5 protein-coding genes are annotated in these 7469 nt (G+C 73.8%); all 5 read right to left on the reverse strand.

The window, feature by feature from the left end; genetic code table 11:
- The coding region (locus AB0O00_RS24800) for a DHA2 family efflux MFS transporter permease subunit (RefSeq protein ID WP_363655219.1) at positions 1-1313 on the reverse strand (1313 nt) is incomplete at its 3' end.
- Positions 1314-1563: 250 nt separating this feature from the next.
- A complete protein-coding gene (locus AB0O00_RS24805) occupies positions 1564-1791 on the reverse strand; it encodes an MbtH family NRPS accessory protein (protein WP_363655221.1) in 228 nt (75 codons plus the stop codon).
- Between the two features lie 2 nt (positions 1792-1793).
- The gene (locus tag AB0O00_RS24810; RefSeq protein WP_363655223.1) at positions 1794-2636 is read right to left on the reverse strand and encodes a methyltransferase domain-containing protein; all 843 of its coding nucleotides are present in this window, start codon (positions 2634-2636) and stop codon (positions 1794-1796) included.
- 1 nt (position 2637) lies between these two features.
- Entirely contained in the window at positions 2638-7062 is a 4425-nt protein-coding gene (locus AB0O00_RS24815; RefSeq protein WP_363655225.1) for an amino acid adenylation domain-containing protein, read from the reverse strand.
- A gap of 43 nt (positions 7063-7105) precedes the next feature.
- A partial coding sequence (locus tag AB0O00_RS24820) for a phosphopantetheine-binding protein (RefSeq protein WP_363655227.1) occupies positions 7106-7469 on the reverse strand: 364 nt, incomplete at its 5' end.

The following is a 7469-nucleotide window of genomic DNA, read 5'->3' on the forward strand; positions in this document are numbered from 1 at the left end:
CCGAGCGAGTGCGAGGCGCTCGCCGCGCCGCCGGTCAGGTGGTAGGAGGCGGTGTAGCGGGCGGCGAGCACGCTGCCGACCACGGCGATGCCGAAGGCCGAACCGAGCTCCTGGACGGTGTCGTTCATCGAGGACAGCAGGCCCGACTGCTCCTTGGGGCCGGCCGACATCAGGACGTCGTTGACGATCGGCTGGGACAGGCCCATGCCGGCGCCGAGCAGGACCATGGCGACGGCGATGGCCGGGTAGCCCTGGTCCTTGGTGAACTGGGCGAGCGTGCCGAAGCCGGCGGCGAAGACCACCAGAGCGACGACGACGGTGTTGCGGGTGCCGATGGCCTTGGACAGCACGGCCGACAGCGGGGAGGCGACCATCAGGGCGCCCGCGGCGGGCAGGATCGCGGCGCCGGCCAGCAGCGGCGAGAAGTCGAGCCGCAGCTGGAGCTCCTGGGTCAGGACGAACAGGATGCCGGTGAGCGAGAACATCAGCACCGCCATGGTGCCGCTGGACCCGAGGAACCGGGTGTTGCGCACGATCCGCAGGTCGACCATCGGGTGCCGCGCGGTGGCCTGGCGGACGAAGAACAGCACCAGCGTGACGCCGCCGCCGATCAGGCCGGCCAGCACCCGCGGGGAGCCCCAGCCGAAGTGCGGCTGCTCGATGACGCCGTAGACCAGCGCGGTCACGCCGACCACCGACAGCAGCGTGCTGAGCACGTCCAGCGGGTGGGCGCCCGGGTCGGTGGACTCCGGCACCAGGACCAGCGCGCCGATCACCGAGACGGCGACGACCAGGACGTTGATCAGGTAGACCGCGCCCCACCAGAAGTGGTCCAGCAGCACGCCGCCGAGCAGCGGGCCGAAGACCACGCCGAGCGCGGTGACGGCGCCCCAGATGCCGATCGCCTTCTCGCGCTCGTCCTCGGGGAAGACGTGCACCAGGATCGACAGCGTGCCGGGCATGAACGCGGAGGCGCCCACCCCCATCACGGCGCGGGCGGCGATCAGCTGCCACGCGCCGGTCGACACCGCCGCCGCCACCGAGGCGACGCCGAACAGCAGCAGGCCGAGGATCAGCAGCCTCTTGCGGCCGAAGCGGTCGGACAGCGCGCCGGACAGCAGCAGCAGGCCGGCCATCGCGAGGGAGTAGGCGTCGACCATCCACTGCAGCTGGTCGGTGCTCGCCTTGAGGGTCTCGCCGAGCGTGGGCAGGGCGACGTTGAGGATCGTCGAGTCGATGGAGACCACGAAGACCGCGACCGCCAATACCGCGAGAATCGCCCACTTGCGAGGTTGGGCCTTGTGCTCTGCCACGGCTCCGTCCCCTTCTTGGGTTCGTTTGACATGAATCGGATGCTTCAACGCTAGGGGCCGCGAATGGGCCGCTCAACGCGTTCACGGAAGGTTAGGGGCACCCCCTACCGTGCTGCCACGAACGAGTTCTGAGTAGGCGTCAGCCGACATGGCGAAGCACGGGCCGGCGGCTCGGGGGAGCGCTCGCCGGCCCGCGCTTCGCGGTCCTTCGGGGTGGTGCTCAGACGGCCGTCTCTCACGCGGCCATCTCTCAGACTGCGGCCGTCTCCCAGGCGGCGGCCATGCGGCGCCGCAGGCTCAGCGGCCGCAGGTCCGTCCAGACGGTGCCGATGTGGTCCAGGCACTCCTCGCGGGTGCCCTGCGCCCCGACCGCCGTCCAGCCCGCGGGGGGCTGCCGGTCGGCCGGCCACACCGAGTACTGCTCCTCGTGGTTGAGGACCACCAGCCAGGTGCGGGCGCTCGCCTCGGGCGCGCTCATGCTCAGGCCTCCCGCTTGGTCGCGGAGATCAGGTACATGAGCATGGTGACCGAGGCGTTCTCGTCCTTGACCCACTCGTCGACGGCGTCGGCGGTGGCCTCGACGGCCGGGCCGGACTCGGGCTTGGCGGCCACCATCGCGGCGGTGCGGGAGCGGAAGTCCATCTGCGGGCGCAGGTCGTCCATGCCGAACTCGTCGCTGGAGACCAGGACGGCGTCGACGCGGACGTCGGTGAAGCCGGCCTCGCGCAGCAGGCGGGGCAGGCGGCGGGCGATCAGGCGGTCGCCGCCGCGCTCGACCTGGAGGTCGATGCGGGCCTGGAGGACCTCCTGGAAGGCCGGGGTGCCGAGGTCGGGGGAGACCCAGCCCCACACCTCGTCGTTGACGTCGGCGATGACGACGCGGCCGCCCGGGCGCAGCATGCGGTGGATCTCGGCGAGGGCCTTCTCCGGGCCGGGCACGTGCTGGATGACCAGGCGGGCGTAGGCGAGGTCGAAGGACTCGTCGGCCAGCGGGGACTCCAGGACGGAGCCGTTGACGAGGGTCAGGCGCGGGCCGGCGTCGGCGAGGTAGCCGCGGGCGTAGTCCATCAGGTGCTCTTCGAGCTCCAGGCAGGTCAGCGTGCCCTCGGGGATCTCGCGGAGCATGAGCTCGCTGATGTAGCCGGGGCCGGAGCCGACCTCCAGGACGTCGTGGTCGGCGCGCAGGCCGTACGCGCGCAGCAGGTTGGCCTCCTTGGCCCAGGACAGGGTGGCCTGGCGGGCGAGGCGGGCGAGCTCGTTCTCCGGCTTCGGGTGCTCGCCGGGCAGGTAGTAGGAGGTGGGGCGGGGTGCGGTGGTGGTCATCTCACTCGCCAATCTCTGAGGTAGCCGGGTGGGGCAGGTAACCGGTGGACGCGAAGTAGGACAGGTAGGTGCGGAACAGTTCCGCGTCGGGCTCGTGGCACCGGACGCCGGTGCCCTCCAGCAGCCCGCGGGTGCGGTCGGAGCCGAAGGCGACGTAGCCGAAGCCGCCCTCGGAGCCGGACTCGAAGACGCTCAGCAGCGGGAACGCCGAGTTCTCCGGGGTGGCGCGGATGCGCGCCAGCCAGTCGGCGGTGTCGAGGAGTTCGAGCCGGTAGCCGAAGTCGCGCAGGTGGCCGAAGACGGCGCCGAGCGAGACGTCGGACGGGTTGACCGCGTGGTACGCGCCGCCGAGGGCGTCGGGGCGCTTGGCGACCTCCACGACGGTCGCGCTGACGTAGTCGACGGGCACCAGGTTCATCGGCACGTCGACGCCGCGGGGGATCGCGCCGGCCTCGACGCAGCCCTTGACGACCCGCCAGAGGAAGTCGTCGGCCTGGCAGGCGCCGGTGCCGGAGTGGCCGGAGATCCGGCCGGGGCGGTGCACGGTGACGGGCACGCCCAGTTCCCCGGCGCGGAAGACCAGCTGTTCGGCCACCCACTTGCTCTGGGTGTAGCCCTGGCGCAGCAGGCGGGAGGGGCCGGTGGGGGCGGACTCGGCGAGCGCCGAACCGTCCTCGGGCGCGCCGGCGAAGACGCCGACGGTGGACACCAGGTGGACCGGGGCCCGGCCGGTGGCCGTCGCGAGGCGCAGCACCTCGCGGGTGCCGTCGACGTTGGCGGCGCGCAGCTTCTCGTACGGGAAGACGAGGTTGACCTCGGCCCCGCAGTGGTAGATCGCCTCGACGTCCTGCACGAGGTGGGCGTGGTCGGCGTCGGACAGGCCGAGCCGGGGTGCGCCGAGGTCGCCGGGCACCGGGCGGATCCGCTCGGCCCAGGCGTCCTGCCACAGGCCGTAGCCGCGCAGGGTCCGCTCGATCCGCTCGCGCCCGGCTGCCTCGTCGGCGGCGCGGACCACGCAGTCGACGACGGCGCCGGTGCGGGTGAGCAGGTCGCCGAGGAGGAAGGCGCCGAGGAAGCCGGTGGCGCCGGTGAGCAGCACCTCGTTCGTGCCGCCGGGCGCGGCCGGGGCCGGGTAGCCGGCGATGCCGTCGCCGAGTACCGCCGCGTCGCCGTCCAGGTCGGGCCCGTCGGTGCGGCCCTCGCCGCCGTCCAGCGCCTCGGCGACGCCGGCCACCGTGGGCACCGCGAACAGGGTGCGCAGCGGCAGCTCGGTGCCGAACTCCTCGCGCAGCCGGAACACCAGCCGGGTAGCGAGCAGCGAGTGGCCGCCGAGGTCGAAGAAGCTGTCCAGGACGCCGATCCGCTCCCGGCCGAGCACCTCCGACCAGGCCGCGGCGACCCGCCGCTCGGTCTCGGTGCGCGGCGCGACGTACGCGTGGCCGGTGTCCTGCTGCTCGGTGTCCGGGCGGGTCAGTGCCCGCCGGTCGACCTTGCCGTTGACGGTGAGCGGGAGCGCTTCGAGCACGGTGACGGCCGTCGGGACCATGTAGCCGGGCAGCTGCTCGGCCAGGTGGGCCCGCAGCGCGGCGCCGGCTTCGTCCGGTTCGGCGCCGGAGTCGAGCGTCGCCCACGCGTACAGCTGGAGCTCGCCGGTGGCGGACGGCAGCGCGAGCACCACGGCGGAGTGCACCTGCGGGTGCTCCAGCAGCCGGGCCTCGATCTCGGCGGTCTCGATCCGGTAGCCGCGGATCTTCACCTGGTGGTCGGCGCGCCCGAGGTACTCCAGCTCGCCGCGGCGCGAGACCCGGGCGAGGTCGCCGCTCTTGTAGAGCCGCTCGCCGGGCGCCCCGAACGGGTTCGGCACGTACCGGTCGGCGGTCTTGTGCGGGTCGGCGAAGTAGCAGCGGGCCAGGCCCGCGCCGCCGACGTACAGCTCGCCGGTCACGCCGACCGGCACCGGCTGGAGCAGCTCGTCCAGGACGTACAGCTGCTGGTCGGGCATCGGGCGGCCGATCGGGCTGCGTCCGGCCAGGGCCAGGTCGGCGGGGGTGATCTCGCGGGCGGTGACGTGGATGGTCTCGGTGATGCCGTAGAGGTTGACCAGCCGGGGGCCGTGCTCGCCGTGCCGCTCGAACCAGCTGCGCAGCGCGCCGGGCTCCAGCGCCTCGCCGCCGAACAGGACGGTGCGGACCGGGAATTGGGCCGGGTCGTGGGCCGCGTCGACCAGCGAGAGCTGGGCGAAGGCGGACGGCGTCTGGTTGAGGACGGTGACGCCCTCGGCGCACACCAGCTCGCGGTAGGACTCGATGTCGCGGATGGTGTCGGCGGGCACGATCACCAGCCGGCCGCCGTGCAGCAGCGCGCCCCACATCTCGACCACGGACACGTCGAAGGCGAAGGAGTGGAACAGCGCCCAGGTGTCGTGCTCGTCGAAGGCCATCGCGTCGGTGGCGGCGCGCATCGCCGCGTACATCCGCACGACCTGGGAGTGGGTGGTGTGGACGCCCTTGGGCGTGCCGGTCGAGCCGGAGGTGTAGATGACGTACGCGGCGTTGTCCGGGCGCGGGCGGACCTGCGCGGCGGGCGCGGGCCCGTCGAGGCCCCACGACGCCAGGTCGTCCATCGGGAGCAGCCGGCCCTCGTAGGGCGGGAGCAGCTCGCGCAGGCTCTCGTGCACCAGGACCACCCGGGGACGGGCGTCGCCGAGGATGCGGGCCAGCCGCGGCCGGGGGTAGAGCGGGTCCATCGGCACGTAGCCGGCGCCGGTCTTCAGCACGCCGAGGATCGCGACGACGGTGTCGATGCCGCGCTCCAGGAAGAGCCCGACGAGCTGTTCGGGGCCGAGCCCGGCCGCCCGCAGCCGCGCGGCGACCTCCTCGGCGCGGGCGTCGAGGTCGGCGTAGGTGATCTGCTCGCCGGCGCAGCGCACGGCGATCGCGTCCGGGCGCCGCGCGGCCTGCTCGGCGAACAGCTCGTGCAGGCACTTATCCACCGGGAACTCGGCGGTGGCGCGGCCGAGTTCGACGGTGATCCGGTCGTCCTCGGCGCTCAGCACGGGCAGCCGGGAGAGCCGGGTGGCGGGCTCGGCGACCGCGCCCGCGAGCAGGCCGAGGTAGCGCTCCAGCATCGCGTCGGCCGTCGCCGCGTCGTACAGGTCGGTGTCGTACTCCAGCGTCGCGACCCAGCCTTCCGGGCGCAGGCTCACGAACAGCTGGAGCTCGAAGCGGGCGGTGCAGGTGTCGGTCTCGACGGTGGCGGCGTCGAGGCCGGGCAGCCGGAACTCGTCGCCGGTGGCGCTCTGCAGCACGAACATGGTCTGGAAGAGCGGCGACAGGTGGCTCGCGCGGTCCGGCCGGCGGGCCTCGACGATCTTCTCGAACGGGAGCTCCTGGTGGGCGAAGCCGCCGATCGCGGCCTTGCGCACCCGGTGGACCAGCTCGGTGAACTCCGGGTCGCCGGACAGGTCGACGCGCAGCGCGAGGGTGTTCACGAACAGGCCGATCAGCTGCTCGGTCTCCAGCCGGGTGCGGCCCGCGATCGGGGTGCCGACCACGACGCTGCCGCGGCCGGTGATCCGGCCGAGCAGGCCCGCGTAGCCGGCGAGCAGCACCATGAACGGGGTGGCGCCGGTGCTGCGCGCCAACGCCCCCACCCGGGCGACGAGTTCGCCCGGGACCGGCCGGCGGGCACGGGCGCCGCGGTAGCCGGGCTCCTCGGGGCGCGGCCGGTCGGTGGGCGGCTCCAGCGGCGCGGCGTCCTCGTCGGCGAGGTGCCCGCGCCAGTAGTCGAGCGCGCCGTCGAGGCCGCCGGACTCCACCCGCTCGCGCTGCCACTCGGCGAAGTCGCTGTACTGCACGGGCAGTTCGGGCAGGTCGGCGGGGGCGCCGCCGGTCAGCTCGGTGTAGTTGGCGGTGAGCTCGCGCATCAGCACGCCGGTCGACCAGCCGTCGGCGACCAGGTGGTGCAGGGTGGCGGCGAGCACGTGCTCGTCCTCGCCGAGGCGGGCCAGGCCGACCCGCAGCAGCGGCGCCCGGTCCAGGTCGAACGGCGTGGTGGCGAGCGCGTCCAGCCAGTCCCGCAGGGCCGCCTCCCGGCCGTCCTGCGGCAGGGCGGTGAAGTCGCGGCTGTCGACGGTGAGTTCGGTGTCGGGGGCGACCCGCTGCACCGGCGTGGCGTCGACCACCGCGAACGACGTGCGCAGCGTCTCGTGCCGGGCCACGATCCGGCGCAGCGCCCCGGCCAGCGCGTCCGCGTCCAGCCGCCCGGTCAGCCGGACGGCCAGCGGCACGTTCTGCAGCGCCGTGCCGGGCGCCAGCTGCTCGGCGAACCACATGCGCTGCTGCGCGAAGGACAGCGGCCGCGGCGCGGCCGGGTCGCGCGGCACGGGCGCGAGGGCCTGCCGCGGGTTCGTTGGGGTGATGGTCACTGGTCTACCGCCTCGTGCGGATCCTGGGGTTCGGTCACGTCGGTCACGCGGTCACATCGGGGATGCCGGTCACATCGGGGATGCCGGTCGCATCGGGGACGGCGGCCGGGCCGCAGGGGTCCGCCGCGCCCCCGACGAGCGCCGCCATCGTGCGGACGCTGGGGTCGTCGAGGAACCGGTCGAGCGGGATCTCGGTGTCGAAGAGCTTCTGCGCCCGGGAGACGAGCTTGGTGGCGAGCAGGGAGTCGCCGCCGAGGGCGAACAGGTTGTCGTCCGGGCCCACCGAGCTGACCCCGAGCATCTCCTGCCACAGCACGTGCACCATGCGGGTCGTGCGGTCGGGCTCGGGAGCGGCCGTTCCGGCGTCCGGCCGCTCCCGGCCCTGGCCGGGCAGTGCCCCGCCGGCC

The organism is Kitasatospora sp. NPDC093558 (assembly GCF_040683475.1).
In the GTDB taxonomy this organism is placed as follows: Bacteria; Actinomycetota; Actinomycetes; order Streptomycetales; family Streptomycetaceae; genus Kitasatospora.